This window comes from Uliginosibacterium silvisoli (assembly GCF_036017035.1).
GTDB lineage: Bacteria > Pseudomonadota > Gammaproteobacteria > Burkholderiales > Rhodocyclaceae > Viridibacterium > Viridibacterium silvisoli.
Window position 1 is genome coordinate 231,756 of sequence record NZ_JAYXHS010000001.1, and the last position, 16,956, is coordinate 248,711.

The 16,956-nt window shown below is 62.5% G+C and carries 17 protein-coding genes; 14 read left to right on the plus strand and 3 right to left on the minus strand.

The genetic code is table 11. The features are described from left to right. The first annotated feature begins 10 nt into the window (after positions 1-10). The 3 genes from VVD49_RS01080 to VVD49_RS01090 are packed head-to-tail and all read left to right on the plus strand — an operon-like array spanning position 11 to position 2,366. Positions 11-265: a hypothetical protein gene (locus tag VVD49_RS01080; RefSeq protein WP_327597271.1), complete on the plus strand. Its 255-nt coding sequence runs from the start codon at positions 11-13 to the stop codon at positions 263-265. Beyond that, complete coding sequence (locus VVD49_RS01085; protein ID WP_327597272.1) at positions 262-1,260, plus strand: HprK-related kinase A; 999 nt, start codon at positions 262-264, stop codon at positions 1,258-1,260. Before VVD49_RS01080 ends, VVD49_RS01085 begins: the two co-directional genes overlap by 4 nt. Then, positions 1,257-2,366, plus strand: coding sequence for a nucleotidyltransferase domain-containing protein (locus VVD49_RS01090; RefSeq protein ID WP_327597273.1), 1,110 nt, complete (start codon positions 1,257-1,259; stop codon positions 2,364-2,366). Before VVD49_RS01085 ends, VVD49_RS01090 begins: the two co-directional genes overlap by 4 nt. Before the next feature lie 74 nt (positions 2,367-2,440). Here the strand turns inward: VVD49_RS01090 and grxD are convergent, their stop codons facing one another. After that, a complete protein-coding gene (gene grxD / locus VVD49_RS01095; RefSeq protein ID WP_327597274.1) occupies positions 2,441-2,758 on the minus strand; it encodes a Grx4 family monothiol glutaredoxin in 318 nt (105 codons plus the stop codon). Positions 2,759-2,948: 190 nt separating this feature from the next. Here grxD and VVD49_RS01100 point away from each other — a divergent pair, with 190 nt between their 5' ends. Beyond that, entirely contained in the window at positions 2,949-3,938 is a 990-nt protein-coding gene (locus VVD49_RS01100) for a LysR substrate-binding domain-containing protein (RefSeq protein WP_327597275.1), read from the plus strand. A gap of 23 nt (positions 3,939-3,961) precedes the next feature. Here the strand turns inward: VVD49_RS01100 and uraD are convergent, their stop codons facing one another. Beyond that, a complete protein-coding gene (gene uraD, locus VVD49_RS01105) occupies positions 3,962-4,492 on the minus strand; it encodes a 2-oxo-4-hydroxy-4-carboxy-5-ureidoimidazoline decarboxylase (RefSeq protein WP_327597276.1) in 531 nt (176 codons plus the stop codon). A gap of 489 nt (positions 4,493-4,981) precedes the next feature. Here uraD and VVD49_RS01110 point away from each other — a divergent pair, with 489 nt between their 5' ends. The 10 genes from VVD49_RS01110 to tam all read left to right on the plus strand — a co-directional run bounded on the left by VVD49_RS01110 (position 4,982) and on the right by tam (position 14,656). Next, positions 4,982-5,986 (plus strand): ABC transporter ATP-binding protein, encoded by a 1,005-nt coding sequence (locus VVD49_RS01110; RefSeq protein ID WP_327597277.1) that lies wholly within the window; start codon positions 4,982-4,984, stop codon positions 5,984-5,986. 112 nt (positions 5,987-6,098) lie between these two features. Further along, on the plus strand, positions 6,099-7,409 hold the full coding sequence (locus VVD49_RS01115; protein WP_327597278.1) for an ABC transporter substrate-binding protein: 1,311 nt from the start codon (positions 6,099-6,101) through the stop codon (positions 7,407-7,409). Between the two features lie 119 nt (positions 7,410-7,528). Next, entirely contained in the window at positions 7,529-8,458 is a 930-nt protein-coding gene (locus VVD49_RS01120; RefSeq protein ID WP_327597279.1) for an ABC transporter permease, read from the plus strand. Between the two features lie 3 nt (positions 8,459-8,461). Next, the gene (locus VVD49_RS01125; RefSeq protein WP_327597280.1) at positions 8,462-9,346 is read left to right on the plus strand and encodes an ABC transporter permease; all 885 of its coding nucleotides are present in this window, start codon (positions 8,462-8,464) and stop codon (positions 9,344-9,346) included. A gap of 50 nt (positions 9,347-9,396) precedes the next feature. Next, a complete protein-coding gene (locus tag VVD49_RS01130) occupies positions 9,397-10,104 on the plus strand; it encodes a GntR family transcriptional regulator (protein ID WP_327597281.1) in 708 nt (235 codons plus the stop codon). A gap of 6 nt (positions 10,105-10,110) precedes the next feature. Then, positions 10,111-10,854: an aspartate/glutamate racemase family protein gene (locus VVD49_RS01135; protein WP_327597282.1), complete on the plus strand. Its 744-nt coding sequence runs from the start codon at positions 10,111-10,113 to the stop codon at positions 10,852-10,854. Between the two features lie 138 nt (positions 10,855-10,992). After that, positions 10,993-11,340 (plus strand): hydroxyisourate hydrolase, encoded by a 348-nt coding sequence (uraH, locus tag VVD49_RS01140; protein ID WP_327597283.1) that lies wholly within the window; start codon positions 10,993-10,995, stop codon positions 11,338-11,340. A gap of 120 nt (positions 11,341-11,460) precedes the next feature. Then, complete coding sequence (locus VVD49_RS01145; RefSeq protein ID WP_327597284.1) at positions 11,461-12,663, plus strand: urate hydroxylase PuuD; 1,203 nt, start codon at positions 11,461-11,463, stop codon at positions 12,661-12,663. A gap of 247 nt (positions 12,664-12,910) precedes the next feature. After that, on the plus strand, positions 12,911-13,831 hold the full coding sequence (puuE, locus tag VVD49_RS01150; protein ID WP_327597285.1) for an allantoinase PuuE: 921 nt from the start codon (positions 12,911-12,913) through the stop codon (positions 13,829-13,831). Between the two features lie 63 nt (positions 13,832-13,894). Beyond that, positions 13,895-14,656, plus strand: a complete 762-nt coding sequence (tam, locus tag VVD49_RS01155) for a trans-aconitate 2-methyltransferase (protein WP_327597286.1) — start codon at positions 13,895-13,897, stop codon at positions 14,654-14,656. Positions 14,657-14,678: 22 nt separating this feature from the next. Here the strand turns inward: tam and glgX are convergent, their stop codons facing one another. Beyond that, a complete protein-coding gene (gene glgX, locus VVD49_RS01160; RefSeq protein WP_327597287.1) occupies positions 14,679-16,865 on the minus strand; it encodes a glycogen debranching protein GlgX in 2,187 nt (728 codons plus the stop codon). Positions 16,866-16,956: the final 91 nt, after the last annotated feature.

Here is a 16,956-nt window from a genome sequence, read left to right on the forward strand (position 1 = left end):
ACCTCGGTCGATGCTGAACGCCCGTTCCGCCTGGCATCTCCGCACTTGGGATGAGGGTGCTGTCGCGTGGAATGCCGTGAATGGTAATACCCACGCGATCGACCCCCTTACAGCGGAAGTCCTCACGGCCTCACGCCTGCAAGGCGTCAGCGACGAACTTCTCCCCGAGCATCTGGCACAGCGTCTCGCGCTGCCGCTTGACGAAACGCTGGAGCATGCCATCCTAGGTGCCCTGGATCGTATTCGTCAGCTTGAAGCGCCTTGAACTCCAAGCCAACCCTCTCTCCGACTACCGAAACCACAGCACGTGCAAGACTCGCCGATCTAAGCAGCGGCGAATTGCGCGCCCGCCTCAAGCGCGGCGAACTGGTATTGCGCAGCGGCCCGATCCGCATGGCGATCCGCTGCGCACGTGACGACGTCGCTACCGCGCTGTGGCGTCTTTACGCGGAATATCCCGTCGAAGCACCAGGTGGCTTCGCCGATTTCCACGTACATCTGCGCGGTACAGATCTGCTACGCCGCTGGATCAAGCCGCAGATCATCTTCGAACACGATGGCCACGCGCCGTTTCTGGCCTTGCCGCAGCCACAGGCTTTTGCCCTGCTCGAATGGGGCATGAACTGGTGTATCGCGAACTACTGCCACCAGTACCTCATGGCACACGCTGCCGTCGTAGAAAAGAATGGCTTCGCAGCGATCCTCCCGGCCCCGCCCGGTTCTGGCAAAAGCACCTTGTGTGCAGCCCTCGTGCACCGCGGCTGGCGACTCCTGTCTGACGAGATGACCCTGATCGATCCGGCAAGCTGCAACATCCTCGGTCTGGCGCGCCCCATCAACCTGAAGAACGCCTCGATCGACATCATGCGCAGCTATGCGCCCGACGCGATTTTCGGACCTGTGGTGCCGGACACCAAGAAAGGTACCGTCGCCCACTTGCGCGCGCCGAGTGAGAGCGTACGACGCGTCGACGAAACAGCCAGGCCTCGCTGGATCGTATTTCCGAAATACGAGGCTGGCTCCGCGCCGGTGCTCACACCGATGGCGAAGCATGAGGCCTTCCTGCAGCTTGCCGAAAACGCCTTCAATTACGCAGCACTCGGCCGGCAGGGCTTCGAGGTGCTGGGTGAAGTCATCGACATGAGCGACTGCCTGAGCTTCCGTTACAGCCAGCTCGACGATGCCATCGCCATTTTCGATGAACTGGCTGCGCGTGCCAGCGCCGCCAGCGAGCTGGCCGTAGAGGCGGACATGGCATGAAGACCGATCCGCTGCTGCGCCTGATGCGCGACACCTCGGAAGCCAGCCGGCTCACGCTGGGCGACTGGGATCAGATCATTCGTCTGGCGCGTGTCGCAAATGTACTGGCGCGTCTCGCCGAGGATCTTGCGGTCGCCGGCCTGCTCGAAGCGGTCCCGCAAGGGCCACGCGATCACCTGATCGCTGCGCGCCTGCTGGGTCGCCGGCAGCGCATGGCAGGACTCACCGAAATCGAACACGTACGCGACGCCCTCGCCGCCAGCAAACTGCCGACCGTTCTGCTCAAGGGCGGCGCCTACCTCGCCGCGAATCTACCGCTGTCACGCGGCCGCATGTTTGGCGACATCGATCTGCTGTTCCGGCGCCAGGACCTGCCGGAAGCGGAGTCCACGCTCATTCTGCACGGCTGGAACAGCGGCGCCGTATCGGACTACGACCAGCGCTACTACCGCGAGTGGATGCACGAACTCCCGCCGCTGACCCATCTCAAGCGCCACAGCGTGCTGGATGTGCATCACAACATCCTGCCCTCCACCGCACGCCATCCGCCAGACGCGAAGCTGCTCCTCGAGCAGGCACAGGAACTGCCCGATATGCCAGGCGTATTCGTGCTATGCCCGGCCGACATGGTGCTGCACAGCGCTTGTCATCTGTTCCACGAAGGCGAGCTCGGTAGCGGGCTGCGCGATCTCTCCGATCTCGACCGCCTGTTGCGTCACTTCGGCAAGCAGGACGGGTTCTGGGCAATGCTGTCTGAACGCGCCGGGCTGCTGCATCTGCGACGCCCGCTGTGCTATGCGATCCGCATGTGCACCGAGATGCTCGACACACCGGTCCCGCCCGATATCGTCCGCGAGCTGCGTCGCTTCGGCGGTGTGCGCTTGCCTTTCATGGACGCCCTCTACCAACGCGCACTGCGGGCTGATCACCCGCTGGCCGACGATCGCTGGACGGCGCTGGCGCGCTGGGCGCTGTATGTACGCGCGCACTGGCTGCGCATGCCGCCCCATCTGCTTGCAGCGCACCTCGCGCGCAAGGCGTGGTTCCGCTGGACCGGAATGCCGGAATACCCGACCAATGAGGAAGAGCTGCCGGCCCGGAACTAGGCCGGCATGCACGAACAAAGGGCCGCACAGTCATCGACTGTGCGGCCCTTTTTTTGACAGCGATGCGGCGGCGATTACTTCGCTACGCCTGCCAGCAGCGTCTGCAGTTCGCCAGCCTGGTACATCTCCTTGACGATGTCGCAGCCGCCGACAAATTCGCCATTGATGTAGAGCTGTGGAATCGTGGGCCAGTTGGCGTACTCCTTGATGCCCTGGCGGACTTCCTCGTCAGCCAGCACATTGACGGAAGCATAGCTTTCGAGACCGCTCAGCTTGAGGATCTGCGCCACGGTGGAGGAGAAGCCGCACTGCGGGAACTGGGGCGTTCCCTTCATGAACAGCACGACGGGATTGCTGGTAACGGTTTGGTGGATTTTCTCTTGAACGGTCATTTTTGGGCTCCAGGGGAATCGCGATTGCATCCGCATCGAGCAAGAAGCCGGACGCACGTTGCAATAGTTGAGTAATTTTATCGGATATCAAGTCCTCGCGTCCACGCCATCGATGACGCATTCCACAACCGGCACATCAATTGCTTTTGTCCATCTTGTGTACAAGCAGGTTTAACCATCGAGGCAATTCATGACACATGCTGGCAACTGGGAATCCATCGACGTGCATCTGCTGCGCGTCCTTCATGCACTGCTGACGGATTGCAGCGTCTCACGCGCCGCGCGCCGCCTGAATCAGTCGCAACCCGCGGTCAGCACGGCCTTGCGCCGCCTGCGGGACCTGACGGGTGACCCCCTGCTGGTGCGCAGCAAGAACGGCATGACCCCTACCGAGCGGGGCGCTGCGTTGCTGGAACCGGTCAAGCAGGCACTCGCCAATATCGAGTCCATTGTGGTGCAGCAAACGCGTTTCGACCCGGCCTGCTCGCGCCGCGTCTTCAATATCGCCACGCCCGACTACCTGAATGCCGCTCTGCTGGGCAGCATCGTGGCACGCATGCGCAAGCTGGCGCCGCACTCCCAGGTTGTCTTCCACTCCCTGGGGCCGGACCAGGATTTCACCTCCACGCTGGAAAACGGCGAGCTGGACGTGGTCATCGGCAACTGGCCACAGCCGCCTGAACAGCTCCGCATCACGCCGCTGTTCGAAGACGAGGTGGTGTGCGTCATGCGCAGCGACCATCCGCTGGCAGGCCGCCCGCTGACCATGAAGAACTATCTCGATGCCGAGCACGTGGCGCCCACGCCTTACTCGGTCGGCCGTCGCGGTGTGATCGACATGCATCTGGCGCGCGAGCGCCTGAAGCGCAATGTCGTGGCCTACGTGCCCTACTTCAATCTTGCGCCGTACATGCTGCTGGAATCGGACATGATCTTCACCTGCCCGCGCATGCTTGCCGAGCATTACGCCAAGCTGCTGCCAGTCACGATCTCGCGCTCGCCCATCGACTTTCCGAGCATGAGCTTCTACCTGTTGTGGCACGACCGCACACACTATGCGGACGAAGGCCGCTGGTTCCGCGAGCAGATCGTATCCATCGTGCGGCACTACGCCAGCCCGCCGTCCCGGCCCGTGCCCTCGACGCCGATTCGTCTCCATGGCACACCCATGATGGTCTGAACCCCGTGGCGGGCACTTGCCCGCTACGACTCTGACTCTGCAACCCGCTCCCGCAAGCGCAGCGCTGCGATCCTGTCGATCTGGCGCAGCGCCTCCTGGAACTCCTCTTCCTTTCCATTGCCAAGACGCGCAGCGAATTGCTCGATGATCTGCGTGCGATCAAACCCGCGCACGGCGATGATGAAAGGGAAACCGAACTTCTCGCGATAGCCTGCGTTGAGCGTCTGCAGACGCTCGAATTCCTCTGGCGAGCACGCATCGAGACGTGCGCCGGCCTGCTCGCGCGTGGATTCTTCCGTCAGCTCACCACGCACTGCAGCCTTGCCCGCCAGCTCCGGGTGCGCGCACACGAGCTGCATCTGCTCCTCATGAGAGGCCTGTGCCACCACGCCGCACAGTGCTGCAAGCAAGGCGTCACGCGTTGCGAACGGGCGCAGTTGCCACGCACGCTCCGCGACCCATGGCGAATGCTCGAAAATGCCTTCGAGCGCAGCGATGAATGCCGGTTGATCGAGTTGCGACAAGCCTTGTGCAGACGCTGTGTGCGATTCCATGAGTGAGTCCGTCAGGTCTGTGGGCGCCCCAGGCGCTATATATCTGGCTGTAGTGCTCTGGCTTGAAGCTTAGGCAATCGCCCCCCGGGCGCCTAGAGCGGGCTTCTTATAGTGCCGTTCAGGCAAGTCGGATACTGCGCAGCACTTTCGGCGCGACTCATCACGAGCAATATATCGGCGCCGGCATGTGGCGCATGTGCCCAACCGGATCCACGTACCCCCGAGCCGCCCCCTTTCCCGGCGCGCATCAAAACAATGCACGCGGCACTTTTTGTGTGCATTTTTTTTGTGGATTGTATGCAATCCGGCGCTTCGAAAAATCAGAGGAGCGCCACACCCGACACTTTTACGTTCTGGCACGGGCGATGCTTTTGCGATCTCGGTCCGGGGCAATCCAGTCTCAATTGCGTTTGAGCGCTTGCGTATGAAACGCCCCGAACACGCCAGGCCAACGTCGGCCTGGGCAATCCTCAAGGAAGGGGAAGGCTCATGCAGCCAACACGTGACTCCGAGCTGGAACTCATCAAGCTCACCAAGCGCTATGGCACGACAACCGCGGTAGACGCGATCGACCTGCGCATCCCCTCCGGCAGCTACTGCTGCCTGCTCGGCCCCTCGGGCTGCGGCAAGACTTCCACACTGCGCATGATCGCCGGCCACGAAGAGGCCAGCGACGGTGACATCCTGCTTGGTAACCGCAACATCACCATCCTGCCGGCCGCAGAGCGCGGCACGGCGATGATGTTCCAGAGCTACGCCCTCTTCCCGCACCTCACGGCGCAGGAGAACGTCGCCTTCAGCCTGAAGGTGCGTGGCGTCGCAAAGCCCGAGCGCCTCAAGCGCGCCGCCGACCTGCTGGAACGCGTCGCGATGAGCAGCTACGCGCAACGCAAGCCTGCGGAACTCTCGGGCGGCCAGCAGCAACGCGTGGCCCTGGCGCGAGCACTGATTACCGAACCCAAGGTACTACTGCTCGACGAACCGCTCTCTGCACTGGACCCCTTCCTGCGCATCCGCATGCGCGCCGAATTGAAGCGCTGGCAACTCGAACTCGGCTTCACCTTCGTGCATGTCACGCACTCGCAGGAAGAAGCCATGGCGCTCGCCGACCAGGTCGTCGTGATGAATGGCGGCCGCATCGAACAGGTCGCGACACCACACGAACTGTTCAATGCACCAGCATCGGAATTCGTCGCACGCTTCATGGGCGGGCACAACGTGCTCAAGCGCAACGACCAGACGATTGCAGTGCGTGCCGATCGCATGCAGCTGCACAAGAACACAGGCTCAGCGACAGGCGCTGACGCGCTCAACGCCACCGTGCGCAATATCGAGTACCAGGGCACCTATGTGCTGGTGTCACTGGGCGCCGAAGCACACGATGACCTGTCGGTCATGGTGCAGGAATCCGAGTTCTTCACCTCACCGGTCGAGGTGGGAAGTGCGGTACAGGTGAGCTGGCGTACGGCAGACGCGCATCGCCTGCAAGCCTGAACCGGCAGTACGTCATTCGCCGCAGTGAACATCGCTGCGAACAGTGGTTTTATTACGGCAGGCCGTACAAAGTCGTGCGGCGTGCCCCATTCAACGATGCATGGAGATCAACATGGCAGAGCACGATTCCGACTCACAGGCCCCCGCACCAGTGCAATCCGCAGCCGCAGACGAAGCGCCGAGCGCGACGCGCCGCAACCTGCTCAAGGCGGGTGTGGCAGCGGCGGCAATCACCGGCTTCCCCTATGTCAAGGCCGCTGACAAGCTGGTGCTGCGCTACCTCGGCACCGCAGTGAATCAGGACAAGGCCATCGCCGAGAAATTCAAGGCCGACACCGGCATCGAGATCCAGTACATCCCGGTGACGACCGACGAAGTCACCAAGCGCGCCGTCACCGCGCCCAACTCCTTCGACCTGATCGACACCGAGTTTTTCTCGCTCAAGAAGATCCTGCCGACGGGCAACCTGTTGGCCATCGACACCAAGCGCATCAAGAACGCCGACAAGATCACCACGTTGTTCACCAAGGGTGAAGTGGGCGGCAAGAAAGTGGGCGACCAGGGCACGGCGCCGAAGAAAGTGATCTTCGTCGAAGGCCCGGGCTCGAAGAAATTCTCGGCCACGCCGACGCAGTTCATGACGCTTATTCCAACGGTCTACAACGCCGACACGCTGGGCATCCGTCCCGACCTGATCAAGCGTCCGATCGACTCGTGGAAGGAACTGCTCAACCCCGAGTTCAAGGGCAAGGCGGCCATTCTCAACATCCCGTCGATCGGCATCATGGATGCGGCGATGGTCGTGGAAGCCATGGGCATCCACAAGTATGCCGACAAGGGCAACATGACCAAGGCGGAGATCGATCTCACGATCAAGACCCTCATCGAGGCGAAGAAGGCCGGCCAGTTCCGCGCACTGTGGAAGGACTTCAACGAGTCGGTCAACCTGATGGCCTCCGGCGAAGTCGTCATCCAGTCGATGTGGTCACCGGCCGTCACGGCAGTGCGCACCAAGGGCATCGCCTGTACCTTCCAGCCACTCAAGGAAGGCTATCGCGCCTGGGCTGCCGGCTTCGGCGTGCCGAAGACCGTCACGGGCAAGAAGGCTGATGGCGTCTATGAGTTCATCAACTGGTTCCTCGACGGCTGGGCCGGCGCCTACCTCAATCGCCAGGGCTACTACTCGGCCGTGCTCGATACCGCCAAGGCCAAGATGGAAGCCTACGAATGGGCTTACTGGATGGAAGGCAAGGCCGCCACGCAGGACATCAAGTCTCCGAATGGCGACCTGCTGGCCAAGGCCGGCTCCATCCGTGATGGCGGCTCCTATGAGCAACGCATGGGCGGCATCGCCTGCTGGAATGCGGTCATGGACGAGAACGAGTACATGGTCAAGAAGTGGAATGAGTTCGTAGCCGCCTGAGCACGCCACACCCGCTCCTCGTTGCCTGCAGCACGCAACGAGGAGACGGTTCCGAGCGTCCTCTGCATCCATGACACCAACATGCGATTGATTTTTCGCATGGCCTACACGTCCCGACAATGAGCACACCCACTACGCCGACGGTCAGTACCGTCACCGCATCAGGAAAACCGAAGGCGCGACGTGCAGGCCCGGCCCCCTGGGTGCAAGCCGGGCCGCTGGGGCTGGTGTTCCTGCTGTTCTTCATCCTGCCCCTCGTGTTGATCCTGGCTGTCAGCTTCTGGGACGCCAGCGAGTACGAATTGATCCCGGCGTTCACGCCGAAGAACTACATCGCGATCTTCGAAGGCTGCAGCAATGCCAGCGATCTGTGTGTCACGCTCAAGACTTACTTGTCGACGCTGAAGTTCTGCTTCCTCACCTGGCTGAGCACCCTGCTCATCGGCTTCACCGTCGCCTACTTCCTCGCCTTCCACGTCAAGACGGTCGGCATGCAGACCGTGTTGTTCCTGCTGTGCACGATCCCGTTCTGGACCTCGAATGTCATCCGCATGATCTCTTGGGTGCCACTGCTCGGCCGCAACGGCCTCATCAATGACATGCTGATGGGCGCGGGCCTCGTCTCACAACCGCAGGAGTGGCTGCTGTTCTCGTCCTTCTCGGTGGTGCTGGCCTTCATCCATCTTTTCACCATTTTCATGATCGTGCCCATCTTCAATTCGATGATGCGCATTGATCGCTCATTGCTCGAAGCAGCGCTGGATTGCGGGGCTACACCCTGGCAGACGCTGTGGAATGTCATCGTGCCGCTGTCGCGGACCGGCATCATCATCGGTTCGATCTTCGTCATCACCATCGTCATGGGCGACTTCGTCACCATCGGCGTCATGGGCGGTCAGCAGATCGCCTCGGTCGGCAAGATCATCCAGGTGCAGACCAGCTACCTGCAGTTCCCGCTGGCAGCGGCCAATGCCGTGATCCTGCTGGCGGTGGTGCTGATGATCATCTGGGCGCTGACGCGCCTCGTCGATATCCGCAAGGAGCTGTGAGCCATGCACGAGAAAAGATCTTTCGGCTTCTATGCCCTCGCCACGTTCTTCGGCCTGTTCCTGCTGTTCCTCTACGGGCCGACCATCACCATTTTCGTGCTGAGCTTCCAGGGGCCGGACGGTGGTTTGACCTTTCCCATGAATGGCGTCTCGCTGCACTGGTTCCACAAGTTGATGGAAGGCATCGGCGTTGTCGACATCGGCTCCGCCTTCGTGCGTTCGCTCAAGCTCGGTCTCGTTGTCACCCTGCTGACGGTGTTGTTGTCGGTCAGTGCGGCACTGGCTTTCCGCAAGGCACTCAAGGGTGGCAATGTGCTGTTCTACGTGGTGGTGGCCAGCCTGATCATGCCTTCCATCATCGTCTCGCTCGGCGTAGGCCTGTCCTTCCGCCTGCTCGACACCGCGCTCAAGTGGTTCTTCGAAGTCGCCGGCTGGCAAGGCATGAGCGAATCCTTCGCCACGACAATGGGGCTTTACACCTCGGCACTCGGCGCGCAATTGACCTGGACCCTGCCTTTCGGCCTGCTGGTCATGTTCGCCGTGTTCAACCGCTTCAATGCCGCCTACGAGGAAGCCGCGCTCGATCTCGGCGCCACACCCTGGCAGAGTTTCTGCCACGTCGTACTGCCCTTGATCCTGCCCTCGGTCGTGGGCGTCGGCATGTTCGGCTTCACGCTGTCGTGGGACGAGATTGCGCGCTCGTCGCAGGCCATCGGCGATCTCAACACCCTGCCACTCGAACTGCAGGGGCTCACCACCACCGTCACCACGCCCGTGATCTATGCCCTCGGAACGCTGACAACCGTCATCTCCTTCATCGTCGTTGCCGTCACCTTGTGTCTGATGTCCCTGGGGCGTCGTCGCGCGCGCGGCAAGCTCAAGAGATGAGCACGGCACGCGACGCCGATAGCGCATGACTACATGGAGAGCACACGGGCATGAACGCGGAGAGCGCAGATAGCGAAGCGGCGTCACTGACCGATGGCGATATCTACGAGCGTATCGTCGATGCCGTACTGGATCATCGCCTTGCGCCGGGCACCAAGCTGGTCGAAGAGAAGCTCGGCCGCGCCTTCGGTGTGTCGCGCACACGCATCCGCCAGGTGCTGGTGCGGCTGGCGTCGGAGCAGCTCGTGGTCCTCACACCGAATCGCGGCGCCTCGGTGGCCTGTCCCACGCCGGAAGAAGCACGCGAAGTCTTCGGCGCCCGCCTGCTGATCGAACCCACGCTCGTCGAAACCTTCATGGGCGTCGCCAATGCGCGCGACCTGTCTGTGCTATCGCGCCTCATCTCCGAGGAAGAAGCGGCACGGCGCAACGACAAGCGCCGCGTCGCCATTCGCCTCTCTGGCGACTTCCACCTGCTCATCGCCGAGCGCGCCGCCAACCGCACGCTGGAGAAAATGCTGCGCGAACTTGTGTCACGCACCTCCTTGATCCTCATGACCTATGGCAATGTGTCGTCGCACATGCCCGGGTGTGGCTGCGACGATCATCGTGCCCTGCTCGACGCCATGAGCGCGCGCGACGCAAGCAGCGCCAAACGCCTCATGAAACAGCACCTCAAACAACTGGAACGCGCCATCCGTTTCGTACCCGACGACGCCCATAGCGATGACATCGAAGACATCTTTGCAACTGGATGACGCGGCATGCCGCGCGCGCTGATCCTCAACCCCAACACATCGAGCAGCGTCACCACGATGCTGGTCGAACACGTGACAGCCATGCTCGGCGTGCAGGACAAGCTGGCCTGGCAGGTGCTCGGGGTCACGGCCAGCTTCGGCGCCGAATACATTGCCTCAGAAACGGCCTACGCCATTGCCGCGCATGCAGCCCTCGATGCCTTTGCGCAGACCGCGCCCGGCAGCGGCGATGTAGTGCTGATCGGCTGCTTCGGCGACCCCGGCCTCGAGGCGCTGCGCGAGATATCGCCCGTCCCCGTTATCGGGCTGGCCGAAGCCGCGATGAAGGAAGCTGCGGAGTTCGGGCGCTTCGCCATCGTCACCGGCGGACCACGCTGGGCCCCCATCCTGCGGCGTCGCGCTCAGGCCGCCGGGCTGGCTGCGCAACTGGCCCGCAGCTACATCCTCAAGGAGTCGGGCGCCGAACTGGCGGCCGATCGCGAAGCTGCCATCGGCCTGCTCGCCACTGCCTGCGAAGAAGCCATGGAAGTCAGCCATCCTGACGCCATCATCCTCGGCGGCGCAGCGCTCGCCGGCATCGGCGACCTCCTCGCCGACCACCTCGGCCTGCCCGTGATCGACAGCGTCAGCGCCGCCGCGCGCGCCATGCAGAAAGCAGTCGCCAATCCGACGGCATCCATAGGCCCCGACGGCGTGGATTACCATGGCCTCTCACCGGCGCTGGCGCAGCGCCTGCGCAAGACTGGCTGAGACGAACTCCGGCGAACGAGGCATATCGCAGCTCGCGCATAGGCTCTATTCACCGGCCCCGACACGAGGCTTTCTATAATCCAGCCATGCCGTCCTGACGGCAACGCGATGGCAGCGACAGAACGGAATGGACATTGCATGGGCAAGCTAAGCACACACGTACTCGACACCGCGAATGGTCATCCAGCGGGCGGCATGGCCTACGCGCTGTTCCGCCGTGGCGAAACAACGCCTCTGGTCAGCGGCGTCACCAATGCCGACGGCCGTACCGACGCGCCGCTGCTGCAAGGCGACACCCTGAAGAAAGGCGCTTACTCACTGCGTTTCGAAGTGGCCATCTACTTCCGCGCGCGTGGTGTCGAGCTGCCGGACCCACCGTTCCTCGACGTCGTAACGCTGGATTTCGGCATCGCGGATGAGGAAGGTCACTACCACGTGCCGCTGTTGGTCTCACCATGGGCGTTCAGTACGTACAGAGGTAGTTGAACCGTCATTCCCGCTTTCGCGGGAATGACGGGATTTAAAGCGTGTGCGACGAAATCGACGTTACGGGCGGGTCGCACGGGGCTGGCGCCAAAACAGCCCCATCCCAACAGGGAGTTGAAAGTGGATTTTTCTTATCTCATCGATGCCGTCAGCATGCTTCTGCGCTGGCTTCATGTCATCGTCGCCATTGCCTGGATCGGCGCCTCGTTCTACTTCGTGTGGCTCGACAACAGCCTCAAGCCGCCAACCGACCCGAAGCTGATCAAGGACGGCGTGGGCGGCGAGCTGTGGGCCATGCATGGCGGCGGTTTCTACAACCCGCAGAAATACGCGGGCGCACCGAAGCACCTGCCGGATGATCTGCACCTTTTCTACTGGCCGTCGTTCTCGACCTGGATCACCGGCTTCCTGCTGATCTCGGTGCTGTACTACTTCCAGGCATCAACCTACATGATCGACCCGAGCGTGATGCCGCTCTCGCCCACCAACGCCATCGGCATCGGGCTCACCACGCTGATCGTCGGCTGGATCGTGTACGACAACCTCGCCAAGCTGCTGATCGAACGCAGCCAGCTGGTATTCGCCATTGTTTACGTAGCGTGGGTGGCCCTCGTCGCATACGTGCTGTGTCATCTGCTGGCAGGTCGTGCGGCCTTCATCCATGTCGGCGCGATGATTGCCACGACGATGAGCGGCAATGTGTTCTTCATCATCCTGCCTAACCAGCGCAAGCAGATCGCAGCCATGAAACGTGGCGAAGTGCCCGACCCTTCGCTGGGCAAGAAGGCCAAGCAACGCAGCTATCACAACAACTACCTCACCCTGCCGGTCATCTTCGCGATGATCAGCAACCACTACGCCAGCACCTACACGCATCCGCATGCCTGGCTGGTGCTGATCCTGATCATGATCGGCTCGGTGCTGATCCGCCACTTCTTCAACCTGCGCCACTTCGGCATCGTGCGCTACGAGTTTCCGGTGGTCGGCATGGCGATCATTCTCGCGGTGCTGGTGTGGATCGCGCCGAAGCACCCTGTCGCAACCGCCAGCAGTGACGCACCAGCAGTCGCCGCACCGACACTGGCCGAGATCAGCGTCATCGCGCAGGAACGCTGCGCCGCATGTCACGCGGACAAGACGACGATCCTGCCGGTCGCACAGGCAGGCGTGAAGCTGGATACGCCGGAACGGGTAAAGCAGTATGCGCAACGGATTTATGAGCGCTCGGTGCAGTTGAAGAACATGCCGCTGGGCAATATGACGCACATGACGGATGAGGAGCGGGTGAAGGTGGGAGCCTGGTATCTGGCGGGGGCGAAGTAGCCCAGGCACTTTCGGCAGAGTCTGGTTGTTGTTGCGCCCTTTCCCCTCTCCCGGCCCTGACGGGCCACCCTCTCCCTAATGGAGAGGGAACTGCAACGATCCCGACTGCGCGAGGCAGTTCCCTCCCCCTCGGGGGAGGGTGGCCGGAGGCCGGGAGAGGGGAAATCGTCCCTGAATCGCGATGCGAAATAGCGCGCCTCGCTCAATTCCACTACCCTTGAAGCAAGCCACCCAAGAGCAACCTGATATGCCAAACACCTACCCTCGCGACCTCGTCGGCTACGGCCAGAACCCACCTCACGCCAACTGGCCTGGCAAGGCAAAGATCGCCGTGCAGTTCGTGCTCAATTACGAAGAGGGCGCCGAGAACTCGGTGCTGCATGGCGATGCCGGCAGCGAGCAATTTCTCTCCGAGATGTTCAACCCGCCAGCCTTCCCGGATCGTCACATGTCGATGGAAGGCATCTACGAGTACGGCTCGCGTGCCGGCGTGTGGCGCATCCTGCGCGAGTTCGAGAAGCGCGGCCTGCCCCTTACGGTGTTCGGCGTATCGATGGCACTCGAGCGACACCTCGAACTCACCGCAGCGTTCAAGGCGCTCGGCCACGAGATCGCCTGCCACGGCTGGCGCTGGATCCACTACCAGAACCTCGACGAAGCCACCGAGCGCGAACACATGCGCATCGGCATGGAGATCATCGAGCGCCTCACCGGCGAACGCGCACTCGGCTGGTACACCGGTCGCGACTCACCGAACACGCGCCGTCTCGTTGCCGACTACGGCGGCTTCCTCTACGACAGCGACTACTACGGCGACGATCTGCCGTTCTGGATGCCTGTGCAGAAGAGCGACGGCGGCACGGTGCAACAGCTCATCGTGCCCTACACGCTGGACACGAATGACATGCGGTTTTCCTTGCCGCAAGGCTTCAGCCAGGGCGAGGACTTCTTCACCTACCTGCGCGACAGCTTCGACGTGCTCTACGCCGAAGGCGAAGAGGCGCCGAAGATGCTCAGCATCGGCATGCACTGCCGCCTGCTCGGCCGCCCCGGCCGCATGAGGTCGCTACAGAAATTCCTCGACTACATCGAACAGCACGATCGCGTATGGGTATGCCGCCGCGTCGACATCGCGCGTCACTGGCGGGAGAAGTTTCCGGCTCCCTGAAGCCCCATGCCCCGAACATCGCGCACGGCGTAGACTGGCGGTTTTCGCCAGAAGGACTCCGCCATGCCGACCTGGGACGAGAAGCAGTACCTGAAGTTTGCCGACGAGCGCACACGCCCCGCGCGTGAGTTGCTGGGCCGCGTGCCGCTGGCTGCGCCGCGCTACGTCGTCGACCTCGGCTGCGGGCCGGGCAACTCCACCGCACTGCTGGCCGAGCGCTGGCCCGAGGCGCGCATCACCGGCGTGGACAGCTCGGCCGAAATGCTGGCGCGTGCTCGCCTGGATCTGCCTGGGCTGGAGTGGGTGCAGGCCGACCTTGCGCAGTGGCAACCCGGCACTGCGCCCGACCTGATCTTCGCCAATGCGGTGATGCAGTGGCTCCCCGATCACCCCGCCCTGCTGCCGCGCCTGTTCGACCTGCTGGCCCCGGGTGGCGTGCTGGCCGTGCAGGTGCCGGACAATTTCGACGAGCCCAGCCATGTCTGGATGCGCAGCCTGCCGGGGTCATGGAGCGAAACGCTGGCGAGCGTGCGACAAGGGCCACGCGTGCTGCGCGCGGGGCATTACTACGACCTGCTGGCGCCACTTGCCAGCACGGTGGACATCTGGGGCACGCGCTATGAGCACGTCATGACCGACGCCGCGGCCATTGTCGAATGGGTCAAGGGTACGGGCTTGCGCCCCTACCTCGAGGCGCTACCCGCCGCCCAGCGCGACAGCTACCAGCAGGCCTATCTCGCAGCCATCGAACAGGCGTACCCGCCACGCGCGGATGGTCGCCGACTGTTCTCGTTCCCGCGTCTCTTCTTCGTCGCGCAACGCTGAGGCAAGACGCCGGCATCAGCCGCTATTGCTCGATCAGCGCGTCGTTGGTCGTCAGCAGCTCCGCCAGATCGCGATAGACGCGCGCCATCGCCCCCTTGGCGCGCAAGGCGAACAGCAGGGTCGAGCGCCCGGTCACCTGATACACATCACCGGTCTCGAACTGCGGCAGCTCGTCGCGGGTCGGCTGGTTGGTGTCGATGAGATTGATCCACACCGTGTCGCCTGGAATATCCGGCAAGGTGAAGTCGACCACGTCGTGATACGCATTGAATACCATCAGGAGCGTCGCATCGGAGCCAGTCTTGCGGATGCCGCTGACCTGCGCGCGGCCATCGAGCACCATGCCGAAGCAACGCATATTGGCGTCGTCCCATTGCGCCTGATCGAGGTCGGAGCCATCAGGCGCGAGCCAGCGCATCTCATGCGCACCCAGCTCCTCGTTCTGCTCGCCGCTGAGGAAACGCCCACGCCGCAACACGGGCAACGCTTCGCGCAGATAGATGAGCTTGCGGGTGAAGACCATCAGCGCACGACCGCGCTCGTCGATATCCCAGTCCACCCAGCTGACTTCGTTATCCTGGCAATAGGCATTGTTGTTGCCCCGCTGGGTGCGGCCGAACTCGTCACCCGCCAGCAACATCGGCGTGCCCTGAGACAGCAACAAGGTCGTCAGGAAGTTGCGCTTCTGCCGCTCACGCTGTTCGATGATGTCCGCATCATTCGTGGGCCCCTCTGCGCCCATGTTCCAGGACTTGTTGTCGCTGTGTCCGTCACGGTTGTCTTCGCCATTGGCCTCGTTGTGTTTGTCGTTGTACGAGACCAGGTCGTTGAGCGTGTAGCCGTCGTGCGCAGTGATGAAATTGACGCTGGCCCACGGCCTGCGCCCGCGCTTGTTGAAGCGATCGCCTGAAGCGGTCAGACGCGTGGCCAGTTCCGGCACCTGCCCTTCGTCGCCCTTCCAGAAAGCGCGCACGGTATCGCGGAAGCGATCGTTCCACTCTGCCCAACCTGGCGGAAAGCCGCCCACCTGGTAGCCGCCAGGTCCGCAATCCCAAGGCTCGGCAATGAGCTTGACGCTGGCCAGCACCGGATCCTGGCGACAGCTGTCGAGGAACCCCCCGCCCTCATCGAAGCCGTGATCTTCACGCCCGAGAATGGTCGCCAGGTCGAAACGGAAACCGTCGACCTTCATCTCGGTCACCCAGTAGCGCAGGCTGTCCATCACCATCTGCAACACGCGCGGGCTGGACATGTTGATGGTATTTCCCGTGCCGGTGTCGTTGATGTAGTAGCGCTTGTTGTCGGGCAGCAAGCGGTAGTAGGAGGCATTGTCGATGCCCTTGAAGGACAGCGTCGGGCCCAGCTCGTTGCCTTCCGGCGTGTGGTTATAGACCACGTCGAGAATCACGCCGAGCTCGCGTGCATGAAAAGCGTCGACCATGCGCTTGAGCTCGCGGATGTCAGGCCGCGCAAAGTAGGTCGGGTCAGCGGAGAAGAAGCCGATGGTGTTGTAGCCCCAATAGTTCTTCATGCCCTTCTCGAGCAGGTAGCTGTCGTTGACGAAGGTCTGGATCGGCATCAGCTCGACCGAGGTCACACCGAGCGACTTGATGTAGTCCAGCGCCGCGGGATGCGCCATGCCGGCGAAGGTGCCACGCTCGTGCTCCGGCACCTCCGGGTGCAACTTCGTGAAGCCGCGCACGTGGGTCTCGTAGAAAATGGTGTGGTCCCATGGCACGCGGATCTTGTGGTCCACATTCCAGCTGAACGAGGTGTCGACAACGCGGCACTTCGGTACCAGAGCGGCGCTGTCGCGCTCGTCATAGGAGAGATCGGCGTCAGCGTGGCCGACCTCGTAACCGAACAGCTCGGGCCCCCACTTCAGCCGGCCGACGTGCTCCTTGGCGTAGGGGTCCATCAACAGCTTGTTGGGGTTGAAACGGTGGCCCGCATCGGGTTCGTACGGGCCATGCACGCGATAACCGTACACCGCCCCAGGCGTCAGGCCTTTGATGTAGACGTGCCAGACCTCGTCGGTGAACTCCGGCAAGCGGATACGCTCCAGCTCACGCTTGCCGTCTGCATCGAACAGGCACAGATCCACTGCAGTGGCGTGCGCTGAAAACAGCGCAAAGTTGACGCCGGAGCCGTCCCAGGTTGCGCCCAGCGGAAACGGGCAGCCTTCGGAAATCTTGTAGGTAGCGGCCATCAGAAACTCCCTTGTCTCACGGACCGTGTAGTTCTTACACGGCAGCTATCGCACAAGGCCGTCTTCCGGCCCGTTACGACGAATTTGTTAC